Source organism: Streptomyces sp. NPDC094143 (genome assembly GCF_040303825.1).
In the GTDB taxonomy this organism is placed as follows: Bacteria; Actinomycetota; Actinomycetes; order Streptomycetales; family Streptomycetaceae; genus Streptomyces.
Window position 1 is genome coordinate 1 of sequence record NZ_JBEOTZ010000074.1, and the last position, 17,640, is coordinate 17,640.

Genomic DNA, 17,640 nt, shown 5'->3' on the forward strand with positions numbered 1-17,640 from the left:
AGCGTGCCTGCGGGCGCCCGGATCTCGGCCGGGAAGTTCGGCAGCGTCGACAGGTCGTTGCCGAACGACGCGGTCTCCGAGGTGAAACGGTCACCGGTGAGCTGCATACCGTCACCCGAGTCCCCCGCGAACCTGATGATCACCCGGTCCAGGCGCGTGACCGGCTTCCGCCCCTTGACGATGTCGCCGGGGTCCTTGGCTACAACAGTCATGTCGGTTGTGACTCCAGAGTCGTCCTGACCACGAGCACCCGCCGGGCATCTCTGAGCCGGGCGGTCCTGGCGCCCCGGCGTCTGCCTGACAACGGCACGAGTGGACCCCATCGCGTGTCCGCGGGGCAACGCGGTACCCAGGGCTTCGTCAAGTGTCCGTTCACGGGGCGCGCGCCCCGGCGGGGAGGCAAGCTGACATAGTGCGGGCCTCGTCCCGGTCCGGCCCGCCCTGCGTCGCTAGGCTGCAACGGCCATCGCCATGCGGTCAGATCCCCGGAGGGGTCCGGTGGTCCGCCCCCGGCGGTGGCGTTCCCATTCGTCATGCGACACGGAGGATGTCTTGCCAGCGATCAAAGTCGGCATTTCCCTGCCCACCATGGCCGACCTGGCGCCGAAGGGCTTCCCAGGCATAGCGGCCGGCGCCCGCCACGTCGAACAGGCCGGTCTGGATTCCGTGTCCGTGTCCGACTTCATCATGGGCAACGGCGCGCCGGCCCTGGAGGCCACCGTCGCGCTCTCGGCCGCCGCCGCCGTCACCACGCGGGTCGACCTGCGTTTCAGCCTCCTGGTGCTGCCGCTGCGGAACATCGCCTGGACCGCCGCCCAGATCGGCACGCTGCAGCATCTGTCCGGCAACCGGGTCATCCTCGGTGTCGGGTCGGGCGGAGCCCCCGGGACTCCGTTCTGGCAGGCCGTGGGCGCCGCAGCGGAGGGCCGCAACACACGGCTGGTGCGCTCCCTCGAGCTGCTGCCGGGGTTGCTCGCCGGCGAGGAGACGACGCTGCCGGACGGCACCGCTCTGACGCTCGCACCGGCCGTGCCGGCGCCGCCGGTGCTGGTCGGCGGCAATTCCGACAACGCGATCCGGCGGGCCGCGCTGCACGCGGACGGCTGGTTGCCGTCGATGGTCTCCCCGGCGACGGTGGCCCGCGGTGTCGCGAAGTTGCGGGAGGCCGCCGAGGAGGCGGGGCGGCCCGCGCCGAGCACCACGGTGTGGCTGCACGCCGGGCTCGGTGACGAGGAGTCTGTGCGCTCCGCGCGCGTCGCGTTCGAGAAGAGCCTGGTGGACATGTACGGGCTGTCACCCGAGGAGGCGCGGCTGGTGCCGATCGGCGGCAGCCCGAAGGAGGCCGCGGAGCGGTTCGCCGCCTACGCGGAGGCCGGCGCCGACCATCTCGACCTCCTGGTCGACGGCGGTGACTGGGAGCGGCAGGTGGAACTCATCGCCGAGGCGCGCGCGTTGCTGTGAGGTCCGCTCCGTCCCGGCCGGAGTCCTTGTGCCGGCCGGGGCGGACGCGGCGCGGAAGCGGGCTGTGCGACCCGGCCGGTCGCCCAGCCCGCTTCGTGTGGCGGGAGTGTCACCTGCCCGGCAGCTCGATGGACTGCCGGTGGCGGAAGACGTTGCGCGGGTCCCAGGCGGCCTTGACCTTCCGCAGCCGCGCGTAGTTGTCCTTGTAGTAGAGCTGGTGCCAGGGGATGCCGGACTTGTTGAACTCGGGGTCGCTGAGGTCGTTGTCCGGGTAGTTGATGTAGCAGCCGTCGGTGACGTCGTTGGGCACGGGGACGCCGCCGGTGTCGGCGTACACGTCGCGGTAGATGTCGCGCAGCCAGGCGATGTTGGCCTCGTCCTGGTCGGCGCGGTGCCAGTACGACTCGTAGAACATCACCAGGTGCGAGTCGCGGTGCGGCGCCGGGGTGTCGTGCGGGCCCAGCTCGTTGATCCGGCCGCCCGCGGAGGCCAGCACGATGTAGCTGTAGGTGTTGTTGTAGTCCTTGCGGGTCAGGTGCTTGTACAGCGCGTCGATCTGGCGCTGCGGGAAGACGTCCTTGACGAACGCGGACTTGTGGAAGGTTCGCAGGTTCGGGTTGTTGAGGGTCTCACCGCCGGTGGTGCTGTAGGTGGTGGCCTTCATGAACGGCAGGTTCTGGGAGTCGTGCCAGTTCGGCCGGGCGCCCATGGCGTCGCTGAGGAAGTCGACGAAGGCGTCCATCCGCTGCTGGGCGCCGGGCTTGTCGGCGTCGATCTGCGCCACGAGGAAGAGGGTGCCGGCCGACACGTGGTTGAGGAACAGCCAGTGCCCGAGGTCCAGGTACTCCGAGTCGAGGGAGGCGTTGTCCTTGGACCACTGGCCGTACTTGCGCAGCAGGTTGGTGAAGCCGGCCTCCGTGATCTGCTCCCAGGGCCAGGTGACCTGGGTGTAGACGACCCGGGACGGCGGCCGGGGCAGCAGCCGGCTGGGGTCGTTGCCCTTGGCGCCGCGGCTGCGCAGCCAGTACTTGGTGACGATGCCGAAGTTGCCGCCACCACCGCCGGCGAGCGCCCACAGCAGGTCGCGGTGGGGGTCGTTCGGCTCCCGCGTGGCCACGACGGCCCGCACCCGGCCCTTGCGGTCGACCGTGACGACCTCGGCGGCGTACACGTGGTCGATGACGATGCCGTGCGCCCGGGACAGGACACCGTATCCGCCGCCCGCGAAGTGCCCGCCCGCGCCGACGCTGTGGCAGCCGCCGCCGGGGATCGTCACGCCCCAGCCGTTGTGCAGGGTCTCGTAGATGTCGAGGAGGGTGGCGCCGGGCTCGACGAAGAAGGCGCGCCGCCGCTCGTCGTAGCCGACCCGGTTCATCAGCCGCAGGTCGGCGATGATCTGGGCCTCCTTGTTGAAGACGAAGTCCTCGAAGCAGTGACCGCCGCTGCGCACCACGATCCGCTTGCCGGCCTCGATGGCCTCGCGCACCACCTGGACCACCTGCTGCGTGGTGGCGGGCAGCCGGACGGCCTCGGGGGTGCCGACGAGGCGGGCGTTCATGCCCGACACCATGTCGGCGTACCGAGGGTCACCGGGTCTGACGGTCGGGATCGCGCCGGAGGCGGTCCCGGGGGCCGCGTGCGCGGCGGGCGACAGCGTACCGAGTGCGGTGACGGTCCCGGAGGTGGCCACAGCGGCGCCCGCTCCGGCCATGAACCGTCGCCTGTTCAACATACTCATATGCAGCTCCATTCGGCGAGGGCGTCCTTGTGGGTTGCCAAGCGGCCCCAGCGTGCCCACGGCCGGGCAGGGCTGACACAGGAGCCCCGCATCTTTGTCAAGTAGCCTCTCGGACCGTCACGTTGAGGTGCTGCGGGGCCGGGCCAGGTGACACACCGTGGACGCGTCGACGGGCTCGGGGATCGTGGTCTGCGGCAGGATCGGCACCATGATTGCCGCCTACGTGGAAGAGTTCGGCTCGCCGGACGTGATCCGGTACGGCGAGTTGCCCACGCCTCGGCCGGGACCGGACCGGCTGTACCGGCTGCCCGCCGGGGTGCCGGCGGCCGACGTGGTGGCCGTGGCCATCCGGCCGCGACGGCGTACCTGGGGCTGTTCACGCACGGCCGTCTGCGGGTCGGCGAGACGGTGGTCGTCGTGGGAGCGGGCGGGAACGTGGGCGGCGCCCCGGTGCTGATGGCGGCGCGCGCGGGTGCCCGGGTCATCGCCGTGGCGGGCGCGGCCGGCGAGGAGCGGGTGCGGGCGCTGGGCGCGGGGGTTTCGTCGACGACCGGGATCCCCGGGCGGCCGAGCGGATCCGCGGGGCCGCGCCCTCGGGGTCGACATGTACGTGGACACCTCCGCGCGCAACGACCTGCCGACCGCGGTGGACCTGCTGGCCAGGCGGGGCAGGACCGTGCTGGGGATGAACACGGCTCCCACGCTGCCCGCGGGCCGGCTGCACGTTGCAGGACTGCTCGATCGTCGGGTTCGCCATCTCGCAGGCTTCGGTGGGTGAACTCGCCGAGGCGGCCGGGCTCATCCCCCGCCTTCTCGCGGACGGTTCACCGCGCCCGTCCGCCGTGCACGCGCTGTCCCTGAGCGCGGCGGCGGAGGCTCACCGCCTCGTGGAGGAGGGCAAGGCCGCGCGGCAAGATCGTCCTGCACCACGACGGTTAGGTCCGCGGCGGATGCGGGGGGGGGGAGTGCGGCGGCGGGCGCGGAGCACGGGGCGGAGTGCGAGGCGGGTCCGCGGAGTGCGCAGGCGCAGACGGTCCCCGCCGCCCGGGGGTCCGCCCACCCGCATTCCCGCCCGCGCGGGGTACGGTGACCACCCGGGGTACGGTGACCGGCCGGGCAACCCACCCCGGCGAGCGTCCCGCCAGCAATTCGCCTCGCAAGGCCGCCATGTCAACCAGCCCGCAGGGCAACGGAACCCCTCGACGGCCGCTCCCCGCACGACGGCGGCGGCCCCTGGAGCGGACGCACCAGTTCCGTTGCGGACCTGACTAATACGGGGTCGAGTGTCTGACGGCCCGCCGGGGGTGCTGCGACGCTCTCGGCATGACTTCCAAGAGCAACGGCCGGATCGTCACCTCCCTCGGGAAGCACGAACCCCGGGAGAAGCGGGCCGACGGCGACCGGTGGCGCATGGGCGACGTGGCTTACCGCGCCAAGTGGGGCCGCCTGCGCCTGCTGGACCGGGAGGTCGACGAGATCCCCGGCATCGACAGCACCCTGGAGATCGAGGACAAGCTGTTCGCGAGGCTGCCCGAGCTCACCGAGGTGGTCATCGTGCCGGGGCCGGGCGACCGGCCCGTGCCGGTGGTGTCGACGCGGGGCGACCAGCCGCTGGATGCGGTGGCGTGGAAGTCCGCGGTGGTCGACTGCCGCAGAGGGCCGACCCGGTGCCGTGGCGGCTGGAAGGCCTGCCGCAGACCGCGACCACCAAGATCAAGCGCCTGGAGCTGCTGTGAAGCGGCTCCAGAGCCAGGGCTGACCTGCCCGGTGCCCCGGTGGACCGGGGCGCACGGCACCCGGGTGACCGAAACGCCCCGGCAGCGTCGTCGGGTGAGGCGGTGCGCGGGCCGCGCCGCTCGTTCCCGCCGTCCGGTCACCCCTTCTTTCGTTTTCCGGCTCCGGTGCCGGGGGGACGCGGCGCGCCGGTGACCGACTTGACGCAGTCGCACGCGTCGCGGGGCGGACGGCGCCTCCTTCGGGCATGGTCGTCGCGCGGGAGCCGTCGTCCCGCTGCTCCCCCGCCACCGGCACGGGCGCAACGGCCGTACGGCCCGGGCGTCAGCCGACCCGCTGTTTTCCGAGGTGACCGGCGAGAGGAGAGGCCGCACCATGGCCATCGACAGGAACGAACGGTATGCCCGACTCCGGGAGATCCAGGGCATGGACGTCAAGGAGGAGTACAGCCGCATCTGGTGGCTCGACATGGGCTACGAGTTCCCGTGGGACTTCAGCGTCGCGGGCGCGCTGGCGTTCTGCAACAGCGTCGCACCGCCTCACATGGCCGCGCTCCTGGTGCGCACCGGGGAGCTGACCCACAACACGCAGCGGCGCATGGAGCACTTCGCCCTCATCAGCCTGGAGATGGTGCGGCGCGGGTTCAAGGACGAGCGCGGCCGGGCGGCGGTCCGGCAGATGAACCGCATCCACAAGAACGCGGTCCGCCACATCAGCGACGAGAAGAAGCAGTGGAGCATCAGCAACGAGGAGTACCTGTTCGTCCTCGCCACCAGCATGCTCATCCAGATCCGCTGGGTGGACCGGTACGGCTGGCGGCCGCTGACCGACCAGGAGCGGACCGCGGCGTACCTGCACATGCGGGAGCAGGGCGAACTCATGGGCCTGAAGGACATCCCGGGCTCGTACGAGGAGTTCGCCCGGTTCCACGACGAGTACGTGGAGCGGACGTTCGCGTACTCGCCGGAGGCCGTGACGCTGTGGCAGGTGCTGCGGAACACGGTCATCGAGCCCATGGCGGCCTGGCTCCCGAAGCGGCTCCAGCCGCTGGGACGCAAGGTGGCGGCGGCCGCACTGCCCGCCCTCCTGACCCCGCACATGCGCAAGGCGTTCGGCGTGTCCGAGCCGTCGCGGCTGCTGCGGCTGGCGGTGGACGCCGCGCTCAAGGCGCGGGCGGCCTATGTGCGCCGGCAGCCGCCGCGCAAGGAGGCCGCCTACCCCGATCCGCTGCCCACGCCCAGCTTCCCCACGGGTGAGTTCAAGATGGAGGAGCTGGGTCCCGCGCACACGGTCGGGGGTAAGGCCGGCTGAGCGCCGCCCCCGCCGGGTCGTCACGGCACGGTCCTGCGACCGCCCCACCGGATCGCCACGGCACGGTCGCCCCTTGACCGGCCCGCGCGATCCGGCCTCCGGGGCCGGCCCCGTGACCGGCCCCGCGCGCCTGACCCATCTCTCCGCCTCATGACCGAGCGGCACACGGTCGGACCGTGTGCCGCTCGGTCGTGTGCGCGCCGCCCGGCGCGGTGCTCAGTCGCTCGGCACCGGAGCCGGCGCCGGTGCCGCCACAGAGGCCGAAGCCGCGGCCGCGCTGTCGAGGATGTCGCGCAGCAGCCGGGCCTGCTCCAGCGTGGCCCGCTCGTGCTCGGTGTCGACGGCGCCGCGACGCACCGCCTCGGCGAACGCAGCGACGGTGTCGGCCACCTGGTCCTCGGGCTCCAGCCGCAGCTCCCGGCTGCCGGACGAGTCGTCGAGCCGGAGCACGGGGACATGGTCGGCGGGCGGGGTGAACGCCATGTCGAGGGTCAGCCGGCCGGAGCTGCCCCCGATCTCGTAGGAGCTGCGATAGGCGTGGTCGAGGCCGTAGGACAGCTGGACACCGACGCCGTCGCCGGGCCGGCGCAGCAGGGCGGCCCCGGAGGTGTCGACGTCGAAGCCCGCGGCGGCCGTGGTGACGGCGCCCACGACGGTCAAGCCGGTGCCGAGCAGGAGCTGCGCGGCGCGCACCGGGTAGACGCCGGTGTCCCACAGGGCGCCACCGCCCAGTTCGGGGCGGTAGCGGATGTCTCCGGCCGGGCGCCGGGGCACGGTGAACGTCGCCTGGAAGAAGCGCGGTTCGCCGATGACGCCCTGCGCGACGAGCCGGCGCACCCGAGCGTGCTGGCCGTGGTGGACGAACATGACGTTCTCCATCAGAACCAGGCCGCGGCGGCGGGCCAGCGCGAACAGGTCCGCGCTGACCTGCGGGGAGGTGCTCAGCGGTTTCTCGGCCAGCACGTGCTTGCCCGCGCGCAGGGCCGCCTCGACCCACTCGGCGTGCAGGGCGAGCGGCAACGGGACGTAGACGGCGTCCACGTCGCCGTCCTCGATCAGCCGGGCGTAGTCGGGCAGCACCCGCGCGCCGTAGGGTGCGGCGGCCGCCGCGCCGCGGTCCGGGTCCCGGGAGGCGATCGCGGCGACCTCGAAGGCCGCGGAGCGGGCGAAGGCCGGCAGCATCCGGCGGCGCGCGATCTCCGCGCTGCCGAGCACGCCGACGCGGAGGACGTCTGTCACGGTGTCTCCTGGTTCCAGCGGGGCAGCACCCCGGCGGCCAGGGTCTGCGCGAGGCCGGGCGCGGCCCTGTCCTTCGGGGACATCAGGGGTTCCTCGGTGAGGTCCCAGGGCAGGGCCAGTTCGGGATCGAAGGGGTCGATGTCGATCTGAGTGCCCGGCTCGTAGACGGTCGACATCACGTAGCAGATGCAGGTGTCGTCGCTGAGGGCCTTGAAGCCGTGGCCCACGCCCTCGGGAATGTAGAGGGAGCGGCCGGAGGACGCGTCGAGGGTGCAGACGTGGTGCCGGCCGAAGGTGGGTGAGCCGACGCGCAGGTCGACGATGATGTCGCGCAGCGCGCCGCGTACGCAGCTGACGTACTTGGCCTGCCCGGGCGGTACGGCCACCGTGTGGATGCCGCGCAGGGTGTTGCGGCGGGACACGGAGTAGCTGATCTGCCGGGGCACGAACGGCTCACCCAGCACCTTCTCGAGTTTGTCGGCGCGCATGCCCTCCCAGAAGGCGCCGCGCTCGTCCGGCAGTTGCTCGGGGGTCACCAGGTACGCCCCGGGGATCGACGTCGCGGCGATACGCACCGCGTTCTCCTCTCCTGTCGCAGGGGGCGGGGCCTGCCGGCCGGTTCAGGTCCGGTCGGCCACCAGGCGCTCCAGGTCGCGGACGATCTCGTGGGCCGGGGGCAGCTGGGCCATCTCCCGGGAGATCTCCCGCGCCCGCTCGCGGTACGAGGGGTCCTTCAGCAGCAGCTCGCAGGCCGCGTTGATCTCCTCGTAGCCGCCCGACTCGACCAGGGTGGCGGCGCCGTACTCGACGATCCGGCGGGTGGCGGTGGTGGGGTACTCGGGGTGGGCGATCAGCTGCGGGACGCCGGCGTGCAGGGCGGTCATGTCGGTGCCGCCGCCCCCGTGGTGGATGATGACGTCGCAGGTGGGGGCCAGTACGTCGAGCGGCACCCAGCCGACGCGCGCCTCGGGCACCTCCTCGCGCAGTTCCGCGGCGACGACCTCGGGGGCGCCGACCACGACCTCGGCGCCGAGCTTGCCGACGCTGCGCGCCATGTCGCGCAGTCCCTCGCCGCTGAACAGCCGGGTTCCGGCGGTGATGTAGACGCGGGGGCGGTCGCCCTTGGTGTACATCCACGGCTCCAGCGGCTTCTGGGGGTTGCCCGGAACCCAGCGCATGAGCTTGGCGGGGACCGCGTCGTCGGGCCGCAGGCTGGGCGGACACACGTCGAGCCACAGGTCGGGGTCGGGCAGCTTCTGCAGGCCCAGTTCGGCGAGGACCGGGGCGAGCACGGGCTCGGCGCCCGGGTCGTAGGCACGGGAGTCGATGCGGTCCCATTCCAGGCGCACGCTGGGGATGTCCAGGTGGTCGGCGAGCAGCGGGGCGGTGTAGAACATGCCGCCGCCGACGACGAGGTCGGGCCGCCAGTGGTCGGCCAGGTCGAGCAGGCGGTCCAGGCTGTCCACGGCGATCTCGGCGTAGACCCGGCCCACCGCCTTGAGCTGCTCGGCCGGGTCGTCCGGCATGGCGCCCATGAAGGCACTGACCTCCTCCATCGACACCGGGGAGATCTTCACGGCGGGCAGGCCGACGCTGGCGATGTTGGGCAGCACCCAGTCGATGCCGCCCATGAACACCTGGTGTCCGGCATTGCGCACGGCCGTGGCGAGCGGGGTGTGGGAGAAGATCGGGTAAGGGCTGTTTCCGGGAATGAACAGGACCTTCATGGGCTGTCTCAACCTGCCTTCGTGAGTGCCGCGGCGGCCCGGACTCCCGAGAGCATCGCCGCTTCCGTCGTGGGGGAGTTGAAGTAGTCGCCGGCGAAGACGACCGGAGGCCGCTGCTGCTTCAGGACCGCCACGGAGCGGCGGTAGCGGCCCGGCGCGGGGATGGGGAACCCGTAGGGCCGCTCCGCGATCTGGAACGGCTCGGCGCTTGCCACCGGGAACTCCGGCCACAGCGACGTCAGCATCTTGCTCACCTCGCTGAACTGCTCCTCGGCGGGACGGCCGAGCAGGCGGCGGGTGTTGGCGCGGCCGGGGTAGGTGAACACGAGGAGCTTCTCGACGGGCCGTCCCCGCTCGTCCCGCACCGTGCGCGGGTAGGTGATCATGTTGCGCAGGGGCGGGTCCTCGGGGCCGCCGGCCACGATGTGCGCCTCGGCGGGCAGGGTGCCCTTGTCGACCAGGAACGAGACGGACAGGGCCGGCTCGTACTTCTGCGTCTCCAGGAACCGGCGGGTCTCCTCGCCCACGGTCTGCGCGGGCAGCGTGGCGACGAGCTTGGCCGCGATCGGCGCGGGCGTGGCCACGACGACCTCGTCGAAGGTCTCGGTGACCGGGGTGCCGTCCGGGCCGACGGCGGCGACGACGACAGCGGTGCCGTCCTGCTGGATGCCGGTGACCTCGTGCGACAGCCGCAGGTCGGCTCCCTCGGCGTTCTTCTCGGCGAGGATCTCCATGCCGTCGCGCAGCACGTAGAAGCCGGAGCCGCCCATCCAGGCGAGCAGGGCTCGGGCGTGGACGGCGGAGATCTCCTCGCAGGCGAAGTTCCAGAAGCCCTCGATCTGGGGGCGTAGCAGGAAGTCGAAGCCGCGCTTGGAGACCCGCCGGTAGCCCCAGTCGGCGGCGCTCTGCCCGTCGTCGAACGGGGCCGACTTGACCGGGTCGAACAGGTCGAGCTTCTTCTTGCGCGCGACCTGGGCGAGGGTGGTCAGCAGGAAGGCGACCCGGTCGCGCAGCTTGACGTGCCGGTAGCGGAGCAGGCTGAGCGGGGAGTCGGAGGAGAGCGGCACGGCCTTGCCGTGGTCGGAGATCCAGACGTTGCTGGAGATCCGGATCAGCTCGTCCTCCAGCCCGTACTCCTTGATGAGCTGGGTCATCAGCTTGTAGAAGCTGACGTACATCAGGTTGATGCCGACGTCGGGCTCGATCTCCGGGCGGTGCCAGGAGCGGGCCCGGCCGCCGAGTCCGTCCGCCGCTTCGAAGACGACCACCTCGCGGCCGCTGCGCAGCAGCTGACGGGCGGCGGCGCAGCCGGCCATGCCACCGCCGATCACCGCGGTCCTGGTGCGTTGTGTGCGACTGGTCATCGCTCCACCTCCGTCTGCTGGTCCGACCGGGTCAGTGTTCGACGATCTCGTCGTGCGGCCACTCCAGGCCCTGGCCGAGGCCGCCGTCGACGGGCAGGTCGACGCCGGTGGTGAAGGTGGCGTCGAAGGCGAGGAAGAGCACCGCGTCGGCGACCTCCTCAGGGGTGCCGAAGCGGCGCATGGGGGTCAGCTCGACGCCCTCCTTGATGTTGGCGGCGCGCAGTTCGTCGGAGATCTCGGCGATGCCCATGGTGGGGGTGTCGGTGAAGCCGGGGCTGACCGTGTTGACGCGGATGCCACGCGGCAGCAGCTCGGAGGCGAAGACCTTGGAGAAGGCGCGGATGGCGGACTTCATGCCGGTGCCGACGCTGGTGGCGACGAAGCCCATGCCGACGGCGACGGCGGTGGTGAAGACGAACGAGCCGCCGTTCTTGACCAGGGGCGCGAGCCGCTGCGCGGTGAAGAAGGCGCCCTTGGTGTTGGTGTCGAACATGCGGTCGTAGGTTTCCTCGGTGACCTGGCTGAGGGAACCGAACTTCAGGTAACCGACGTTGACGAAGACGAAGTCGACCTCGCCCAGCGTCTCCTCGACCGCCTTGCCGAGGGCGTCGATGTCGGACATCCTCGCCGCGTCGGAGCGCAGCACGTGGGCGCGCGGGCCGAGTTCGGCGCGGGCGGCCTCGACGTTCTTCTCGTTGAGACCGGTCAGCAGCACCTCCGCTCCGCCGTCGAGGAGCTTCTTCACCACGGCCATGCCGATGCCGTGCGTGCCGCCGGTGACCACGGCCTTCTTGCCGGCGTACTTGTTCATGACACCTTCCGGTTGGAGTTCGGGGGCCTTCATGGCCCGTTATGTGGTCCCTGGCGGGAGATCAGACGATGTGGACGTCGGGCACGTAGAGGATCCACTTGCCGCCCGCGGCCCGGAACTCCCTTTCCTTGGCCAGGATTTCCTCGGCGTGGTTCCAGGCGAAGAGCAGGGCGTAGTCGGGGTAGGGCTGGGAGAACTGCTCGGACGGCCGGATGGGGATGTGCGTGCCCGGGGCGAGCCGGCCCTGCTTGGCGGGGGTGTTGTCGCAGATGAACGGGACCAGGTCGGGGCCGATCCCGCAGTAGTTGAGGACGGTGGCGCTCTTCGCGGTGGCGCCGTAGCCGACCACGGAGTGGCCCCGCTCGCGCAGGTCGGTGAGCAGCCGCACCAGGTCGCGGCAGCTCTTGTCCACGTGCCGCGCGAAGCGGTGGTAGGTCTCCGGCCTGCCCAGGCCCGCCTCGCGCTCGCGCTCGATGTGCTCGGTGACGGCCGCGGAGACGGTCCGCCGTCCGGGACGGGCGATGGTGTACCGCATGGACCCGCCGTGCACGGACAGCGGCTCCACGTCGGCCAGTTCGAAGCCGAAGCGCCGGGCCATGGCCTGTACGGAGCCGACCGAGAAGAGGTAGAAGTGCTCGTCGTAGATCTGGTCGAAGGCGTTCTGCCCGATGATCGAGCCGAGGTAGCGGTCCTCGATGACGAAGACGCCGTCGGGTCCGAGCAGTGCGTCCACGCCCCGGAACACCGAGCCGATGTAGGCGATGTGGCTGACGGTGTTCGCGGAGAAGATCACGTCGGCGGGTCCGTCGGCCGCGGCGATGTCGCGTGCGCTGGAGTCCTGGAAGAAGTCCGTGCGCACCCGTACGCCCGCGGCCTTGGCGAACTCGGCGACCTGCGCGGAGGGGTCGACGCCGAGGTGGCGCACGCCGGCCCGGCCGATCGTCTTCAGCATGGTCCCGTCGTTGGAGCCGATCTCCACCACGAAGGGGTCGTCGCCGGCGAGTTCACCGTCCAGCAGCCGGTGCGCGTACTTCTCGAAGTGCTCGCGCATGACGGCCGAGCCCGCCGAGCGGTACGGGTAGTCCTCGTGGAACATCTTCTCGCGGGGCACCTCTTCGATGAGCTGCACCATGGTGCACTCGGTGCAGACACCGGCGGCCAGCCGGAAGTAGAACTCGCTGCCCGCCGTCTCCGGCGTCACGAAGGAATCGGAGACGGGCTGCCGGCCGAAGTCGAAGAACTCATCGACCGGACCACCGCAGATTCGGCATTGGACCATGGACGGATTCCTTTGCGTGTCGAGGGCGGGCGGTTTGGCGCGCCGGGGAACGCGAGCGCACGAGTCCATGCTGTCGACGGCCGGGGAGGGAGGTCCATGAGCGGGCCGCCTCATGTGTCAGGTCAGCGGCTTGCCCCGGCGCGGAGAAACGGCGCGGGCCCTTCGCCGGGGTGGCGAAGGGCCCGCGCCGGGACGTTCGGCGGTCAGGAACCGGCCGGGACGGACTCCTGCCGGGCGGCGGCCGGCTCGTCCTCGGCGGGCGGGGTGCCGCCCACCTTGCGCAGCAGGGTCACCGCCAGCACCGCGGTGACGGCGATGAGCGAGGCGCAGACGACGCCGACGACGTTCAGCCCGCCGGTGTAGGCCTCGCGCGCCGCGGTCAGCACCTGGTCGCGCAGGTCTGCGGGCAGGTCCTGGGCGGCGACGATCGCGCCTTCCATGCCGCCGCGCACCGCCTGGGCCTGCTCGGCCGGCACGCCCTGCGGGACGGTGATGTCCCCGCGGTAGAGCGCGGTGCCGAGGCTGCCGAACGCCGCGACGCCGAGCGAGACGCCGAACTCGCCGCTCGTCTCGGACAGGGAGGCGGCGGAACCGCCCTTCTCCGGCGGGGCGGAACTGACCACGAGGTTGGTGCCCAGGGCGCCGATCGGTCCCGTGCCGAAGAAGGCGATCACGAAGCCGGTGATCAGCAGCGGGAGTCCGCCCACCGGGTCGACGAACGCGACCAGGAGGTAGCCGACGGTCGTCAGGGCGAGACCGCCGCCGATCACCAGGCCCATGGGCAGCCGCTTGGTGAGGCTGGGGGCGATCATCGCCGCCACGATCGAGGCGAGCGCCGACGGCACCATCCACAGGCCGGCGGCGGTGGGCGACAGGCCCTCGACCATCTGCAGGAAGCCGGTGATGAACAGGTAGCTGCCGCCCATGGTGGCCATCGCCAGCATCAGCACGAGCAGCGCCGAGGTGAAGGCGCCGGAGCGGAACAGGCGCAGGTCGAGCAGCGGGTGCGTCAGCCGGGTCTGGCGGCGGACGAAGACCACGCCGACGGCCAGGCCGGCCACGATCACCAGCAGGGGCAGCGGCTGCCAGCCGTAGCGGGCGATCTCCTTGAGGCCGAAGATGACCGGCAGGATGGTGCCCAGCGAGAGCGCGACGCTGAACAGGTCGAGCCGGCCCCCGTCGGGGTCACGGTACTCGGGGAGCAGGACGGGACCCGCGATCAGCAGGATGACCATGACCGGGACGCCGAGCAGGAAGACCGAACCCCACCAGAAGTAGTCCAGCATCACGCCGCCGATCATGGGGCCGAGCGCGGTGCCCGCCATGAAGCAGCTGGCCCACACCGCGATGGCCCGGCCGCGCTGCCCCGGGTCCTGGAACATGTTGCTGATCAGCGCGAGTGTGGAGGGCATCAGGGTGGCCGCGGCGACACCGAGCAGCGCCCGGGTGGCGATCAGCATCTCGGCGCTGGTGGAGTAGGCCGCCAGCAGTGAGGTGGCGCCGACGAAGGTGGCGCCGATCAGCAGCAGCCTGCGCCGGCCGATCCGGTCGCCGAGCGTTCCCATGGTGACCAGGAAACCGGCGATCATGAAGCCGTAGATGTCCATGATCCACAGCGTCTGGGTGCCGGTGGGGTGCAGGGACTCCGCCAGGTGCGGCAGCGCGAGGAACAGCACGCTCTGATCGAGCGCCAGCAGCAGCGTGGGCAGGGCGAGCACGGCGAGACCGAGCCACTCACGGGTCCCTGCCTTCACCGGCGTCGCCGGGGAGACATGAGATGACATGGGTGTCCTTCCAGGGTCGGGGACGGTGTGGTGCGGACCACGGGAACGGTGCGGGGGGCGTCAGCCGGGGTAGGGCCGTACGGCCCGCGCGTCGCGCAGGGTGCGCCCCCACCAGGTCAGCTGGTCGAGCATCGTCTTGGCCGCGGCCTCGCACTCCGTGGCGTTCACCAGCCGGCCCTGCTCGTCGAAGCGGTTCCAGTACTCGGGGAAGGCGACGGAGTCACGGACCGTCACGGCGTGCAGACCGGGCAGAATCTCGCGCAGATGGGCGACGGCGCGCAGCCCGCCGGCGATGCCGCCGTAGGAGACGAACGCGACCGGCTTGGCCTTCCACTCGTCGACGTACCAGTCGATGGCGTTCTTGAGCGAGGCGGGGAAGCTGTGGTTGTACTCCGGGGTCACGATGATGAACGCGTCGGCGCGGGCCAGCCACGGCGCCAGGTCCTGGACGGCGGCCGGCCGCTCCGCGTGCTCGTCCGCCGGCAGCACGTCGGGCAGCCACACTTTCGCCAGGTCGATCACGTCGACGGCGAGATCCTCGCGCTTGGCCGCCTCGTCCGCGATCCAGCGGGCCGCCGTGGGCCCGAATCGGCCGTTGCGGATGCTGCCGATGATGACGGACACCCGCAGTTTCGGCTCAGGCATGGTTCCCCTCCGTGGGCTCGGGTCCTCGGCTCCCACGGTGCCCGGCACCGCTCCCGGCCCGCTCCCGGTCCGCTCTCGGCCCCTCTCGGTCCTCTCGGCCGGCGCCTCTTGGCCGGCGCGCTCGGTCATCCCCGGCCGGCGCCGCGCGGTCACCGCCGGCCGGTCGCCTCCCGGCCGCTCTCGGCCGACGCCTCCCAGTCCCTCTCGGCCGGTGGCTCCCGGTCCCTCTCGGCCGGTGGCTCCCGGCCGTCTTCGCGCCGCATCGTCCTGTCGCGGGCCGCCCGGTTCGGCTAGCGTGATCACATGCGTTTCGGGGTGCTCGGCCCGCTGGCGGTGTGGACGGATGAGGGACGGCCGGTGCGGGTGCCGGAGCTGAAGGTGCGTGCTCTGCTCACCGCGCTGTTGATCCACCGTGGCCGGCCCGTGTCCGTGGACCGGCTGATCGACGACCTGTGGGGCGAGCAGCTGCCGAGCAACCCCGCCGGTGTCCTGCAGAACAAGGTGTGGCAGCTGCGCCGGGCCCTGGAGGACGCCGCGCCCGGCGGCCGGGACCTGGTGGTCTCCCGCCCTCCCGGCTACGGGCTCGTGGTCCCGCCCGGGTCCGTCGACGCCGACCGCTTCCTCGACCTGACGGCCCGCGCCCGTCACAGCACCGATCCCCGCACCCGGACGAACCTGTTGACCGAGGCGCTGGCCCTGTGGCGGGGGCCGGCGTTCGCCGACTTCGTCGACGAGGAGTTCGCCCGCACCGCCGCCGACCGTCTGGAGGAGCAGCGGCTGACGGCGCTGGAGGAACAGGCCGAGGCCCGGCTGGAGCTCGGCGAGCACGCCTTGGTCGCCGACGAGTTGGCAGACCTGGTGGGGTCGCATCCGCTGCGGGAACGGCTGCGTACGGCCCACATCCGCGCCCTGTATCTCGCCGGCCGGCAGAGCGCCGCCCTCACCAGCTACGGGGAGCTGCGCGAGCGGCTCGCCGAGGAGCTGGGCGTGGACCCCTCCCCCGAGCTGGCCGCGCTGCACCAGGCGATCCTCACCCAGAGCCCGGCCCTGGCGGCCGCGCCGTCGCCGAGCACCACCGCGGCCCGGCCGCCGACGAACCTGCCCGCCCCGCCGGTCGACCTTATCGGCAGGGACGCGCTGATCGAGCGGCTGCGCGCACTCGTCGGCCGGCACCGGCTGGTGACCCTCACCGGCTCGGGCGGCGTGGGCAAGACCCAGCTCGCCCTGGCGACTGCGGCCGCGGTCGGACCGGAGTTCCCAGGCGGTGTCTGGCTGGCGGAGTTCGCCTCCCTCGACCGCTCCGCCACGTCGGCCACGGAGGTGCACGAGGTGGTCGAGGCGGTGCTCGGCGTGCGCGACGACATCACCTCCTCCCCCTCCCCCGACGGTGACCCGCTCTCCTCCACCGCGCGGGTGGTGCACGCCCTCGGCGACGAGCCGGCCCTGCTGGTCCTCGACAACTGCGAGCATGTCGTCGAGCCGGTGGCCGAGTTGGCGGCACGGCTGCTCAGGGCGGCGCCGCGGCTGCACATCATGACCACCAGCCAGACCTCGCTCAGCGTGGGCGGCGAGCAGCTCGTGGAGGTGCCTCCGCTGGACCTGCCGCAGTCCGTCGCGGGCCTGAGCACCGAGGACGTGCTGCGGTTCAGCGCCGTCGAACTGTTCGCGGCGCGGGCCTCCGCGGCCGCTCCCCGCTTCCGGCTGAGCGAGGAGACCATCGCCCCCGTGGTCTCCGTCTGCCGCCGTCTCGACGGCATCCCGCTGGCACTGGAGATGGCGGCCACCCGGGTACGCGCCCTGGGTGTGCACGAGCTGGCCGCCCGTCTCGACGACCGGTTCACGCTGCTGGCCGCCGGGGCCCGTGACGCCCCGGCGCGCCACCGCACGCTGCGCGCGGTCATCGACTGGAGCTGCGGCCTGCTGAGCACCCGGGAGCGGGCGGTGCTGCACCGCCTGGCCGTGCACGCCGACGGCTGTTCGCTGGCGGCGGCGGAGGAACTGTGCGCGGGTGCCGGCGTGGACCACACGGAGGTGCTGGACCTGCTGGCCCGTCTGGTGGACTGCTCCCTGGTGGTCATGAGCGACGGCGTCGACGGGCCGCGCTACCGGCTGCTGGAGTCCGTCACCGCGTACTGCCTGGAACAGTTGCGTGCAAGCGGTGAGCTGGAGGCCCTGCGGCTGCGCCACCGCGCCTACTACACCGCGTTCGCCGAGCGGGCCAGGCCGCATCTGCGCGGTCACGGGCAGCGGGAGTGGCTGCGCCGGCTCGACAGCGAGACGGCGAACCTGCGCACCGCGCTGGAGAGCGCCGTGCACAGCGGGGACGGTGAGCGGGCCCTGCGGTTGGTCAACGCCCTGGCGTGGTACTGGCACCTGCGCGGCCGCAACCGCGAGGCGGAACGTGCCCTGACCGCGGCGCTCGCCCTGGTGCCGCGGACCCCGCCCAGCCAGGCCGTCGCCGAGTCGCTGTGTCTGCATGCCCTGGCCGGACGGGCCGCCGTCGTGGTGGTCGGGGGGGCCGGGGCCGGGCTCGGGCCCGCCGACGCG

16 protein-coding genes are annotated in these 17,640 nt (G+C 72.1%); 6 read left to right on the forward strand and 10 right to left on the reverse strand.

What is annotated here, in order from left to right; genetic code table 11:
- A partial coding sequence (locus ABTZ58_RS38655) for a hypothetical protein (protein ID WP_351367780.1) occupies positions 1-212 on the reverse strand: 212 nt, incomplete at its 3' end.
- Between the two features lie 340 nt (positions 213-552).
- Here ABTZ58_RS38655 and ABTZ58_RS38660 point away from each other — a divergent pair.
- Positions 553-1,461, forward strand: coding sequence for an LLM class flavin-dependent oxidoreductase (locus ABTZ58_RS38660; protein WP_351367735.1), 909 nt, complete (start codon positions 553-555; stop codon positions 1,459-1,461).
- Between the two features lie 109 nt (positions 1,462-1,570).
- Here ABTZ58_RS38660 and ABTZ58_RS38665 read toward each other — a convergent pair whose 3' ends face one another.
- Entirely contained in the window at positions 1,571-3,199 is a 1,629-nt protein-coding gene (locus ABTZ58_RS38665; protein ID WP_351367738.1) for an FAD-binding oxidoreductase, read from the reverse strand.
- A gap of 157 nt (positions 3,200-3,356) precedes the next feature.
- On the opposite strand from ABTZ58_RS38665, the gene ABTZ58_RS38670 reads away from it, so the two are divergent.
- The 4 genes from ABTZ58_RS38670 to ABTZ58_RS38685 all read left to right on the forward strand — a co-directional run bounded on the left by ABTZ58_RS38670 (position 3,357) and on the right by ABTZ58_RS38685 (position 6,244).
- Positions 3,357-3,656 (forward strand): hypothetical protein, encoded by a 300-nt coding sequence (locus ABTZ58_RS38670; protein WP_351367741.1) that lies wholly within the window; start codon positions 3,357-3,359, stop codon positions 3,654-3,656.
- Between the two features lie 147 nt (positions 3,657-3,803).
- Positions 3,804-3,977, forward strand: coding sequence for a hypothetical protein (locus ABTZ58_RS38675; protein WP_351367744.1), 174 nt, complete (start codon positions 3,804-3,806; stop codon positions 3,975-3,977).
- 545 nt (positions 3,978-4,522) lie between these two features.
- Complete coding sequence (locus ABTZ58_RS38680) at positions 4,523-5,128, forward strand: hypothetical protein (RefSeq protein WP_351367747.1); 606 nt, start codon at positions 4,523-4,525, stop codon at positions 5,126-5,128.
- 180 nt (positions 5,129-5,308) lie between these two features.
- Positions 5,309-6,244, forward strand: coding sequence for an oxygenase MpaB family protein (locus ABTZ58_RS38685; RefSeq protein ID WP_351367750.1), 936 nt, complete (start codon positions 5,309-5,311; stop codon positions 6,242-6,244).
- A gap of 216 nt (positions 6,245-6,460) precedes the next feature.
- On the opposite strand, the gene ABTZ58_RS38690 is transcribed toward ABTZ58_RS38685, so the two are convergent.
- From ABTZ58_RS38690 to ABTZ58_RS38725, 8 genes are all read right to left on the reverse strand, one after another.
- Positions 6,461-7,483 carry a Gfo/Idh/MocA family protein gene (locus ABTZ58_RS38690; RefSeq protein WP_351367753.1) on the reverse strand — a complete coding sequence of 341 codons (1,023 nt, stop codon included), beginning with the start codon at positions 7,481-7,483 and terminating at the stop codon, positions 6,461-6,463.
- Positions 7,480-8,058 (reverse strand): dTDP-4-dehydrorhamnose 3,5-epimerase family protein, encoded by a 579-nt coding sequence (locus ABTZ58_RS38695; protein WP_351367756.1) that lies wholly within the window; start codon positions 8,056-8,058, stop codon positions 7,480-7,482. Before ABTZ58_RS38695 ends, ABTZ58_RS38690 begins: the two co-directional genes overlap by 4 nt.
- 45 nt (positions 8,059-8,103) lie before the next feature.
- Entirely contained in the window at positions 8,104-9,222 is a 1,119-nt protein-coding gene (locus tag ABTZ58_RS38700) for a nucleotide disphospho-sugar-binding domain-containing protein (protein WP_351367759.1), read from the reverse strand.
- A complete protein-coding gene (locus tag ABTZ58_RS38705; RefSeq protein WP_351367762.1) occupies positions 9,219-10,574 on the reverse strand; it encodes an FAD-dependent oxidoreductase in 1,356 nt (451 codons plus the stop codon). Before ABTZ58_RS38705 ends, ABTZ58_RS38700 begins: the two co-directional genes overlap by 4 nt.
- A gap of 31 nt (positions 10,575-10,605) precedes the next feature.
- Complete coding sequence (locus tag ABTZ58_RS38710; protein ID WP_351367765.1) at positions 10,606-11,385, reverse strand: SDR family oxidoreductase; 780 nt, start codon at positions 11,383-11,385, stop codon at positions 10,606-10,608.
- A 61-nt stretch (positions 11,386-11,446) separates the two neighbouring features.
- A complete protein-coding gene (locus ABTZ58_RS38715; RefSeq protein ID WP_351367768.1) occupies positions 11,447-12,664 on the reverse strand; it encodes a methyltransferase domain-containing protein in 1,218 nt (405 codons plus the stop codon).
- 203 nt (positions 12,665-12,867) lie between these two features.
- Complete coding sequence (locus ABTZ58_RS38720; RefSeq protein ID WP_351367771.1) at positions 12,868-14,448, reverse strand: MFS transporter; 1,581 nt, start codon at positions 14,446-14,448, stop codon at positions 12,868-12,870.
- 60 nt (positions 14,449-14,508) lie between these two features.
- Positions 14,509-15,093: an NADPH-dependent FMN reductase gene (locus ABTZ58_RS38725; RefSeq protein ID WP_351367774.1), complete on the reverse strand. Its 585-nt coding sequence runs from the start codon at positions 15,091-15,093 to the stop codon at positions 14,509-14,511.
- A 303-nt stretch (positions 15,094-15,396) separates the two neighbouring features.
- On the opposite strand from ABTZ58_RS38725, the gene ABTZ58_RS38730 reads away from it, so the two are divergent.
- On the forward strand, positions 15,397-17,640 hold a 2,244-nt coding region (locus tag ABTZ58_RS38730; protein WP_351367777.1), incomplete at its 3' end, for an ATP-binding protein.